A 1,099-nucleotide genomic window follows, 5' to 3' on the forward strand; every position below is an offset into this window, starting at 1 on the left:
GCTATAGAATGGGGCATCTCCCGAAGAGATCTAGAAAATAGATGCATTTAACAGATACATTTGTTAAGTATTATTAAATTTTGATCATGCTTAAACTTAATAAAATATCTCTAGCTTCCGTAGGTTTGTTTGTTGGTGGAATTCTTTTTGTCGTGGGTTTTTGGGCTTACGCTAAAGGTAATTCCACGCTGAATCTGATCGGATTTTTCTATGGTTTTCCTATCCTCTTAGGGGGCTTTGCGTTTAAGTCTTCGGAAGTTAAACCAGTACCTGTGGTTGTTTCTTTATCAGATGAGGTTTTGAATTTACGCAAGGCACAAGAAACCTCAACCCAAAAGCAGCTACGCCAAGATGTAACTCGTTATCGCTACGGTATTAAGGCTCATTTGGACGAGGTTTTAGAAAAACTGGGTATGAGTCCTACCGATGAAGAACGTCCTATCTTGGTGGGGATCTATGAAGAAATTTCTCAAGCAGAGGAGACCAAGGGCGCTTACAGTTTGGTTTTACGTTTCCGATCGCCTTTGATAGACTTTGCAACTTGGCAACAAAAACAAGATAAATTGACGCGATTTTTTGGTCCTGGGATCGTGGCGGTTGTGGCGGAATTGGAAAATAAAGAGTTTGATTTACGTTTGATTTCAGAAATTCCAGCGGTAATTGGTGCTTAGGCATTCCCAAAGCAGAGAGGCGGCACAAAGCGCCGCCTCTCTCTTTTGGGTTTTGATTTTGACCTAATGGGACTGGCAACAGCTATATAGTAAGAGATAGATATGTGTCCGCGCGAAGCGCCGCCACATATCTATCTCTTGGGAAATGCATCCCGTAGGGGATCGTTTTGATCGCAACGCAAAAATCTACAAATGATTTACTCCCTTCCCGCTATAAAATTAGACATTAAAAACCAAGAATTAGCGTTGCGGCGCTTTGCGCCGCAACGTCTAATTCTTCACTGGGAAGGGAGTAGGATTGCTATATTTAGTTATTAAGTAGGAATTGTGGCTTTAGTTTCTTTAGCGGCTTTGGTGGCAGGGGCGAGATCGGGGAAGTTGGTGAGTTTTCCTACCGATACAGTACCTGCTTTGGCAGTGCGTCCCGA

General features: G+C 42.8%; 1 protein-coding gene and 1 pseudogene. Both read left to right on the forward strand.

The genetic code is table 11. From position 1 onward, the window contains the following. Positions 1-86: 86 nt before the first annotated feature. Positions 87-671, forward strand: a complete 585-nt coding sequence (locus AC805_RS16675; protein WP_055076451.1) for a DUF2854 domain-containing protein — start codon at positions 87-89, stop codon at positions 669-671. A gap of 327 nt (positions 672-998) precedes the next feature. Continuing rightward, positions 999-1,099, forward strand: a pseudogene (locus tag AC805_RS27455) (Sua5/YciO/YrdC/YwlC family protein); the annotation flags it as partial.

Origin of the sequence: Pseudanabaena sp. 'Roaring Creek', from assembly GCF_001402795.1 — a bacterium.
Taxonomy (GTDB): domain Bacteria; phylum Cyanobacteriota; class Cyanobacteriia; order Pseudanabaenales; family Pseudanabaenaceae; genus Pseudanabaena.

Excerpts from the sequence above, each read along its gene's own strand:
- AC805_RS16675 (WP_055076451.1), top strand. The coding sequence starts at position 87 with ATGCTTAAACTTAATAAAATATCTCTAGCTTCCGTAGGTTTGTTTGTT.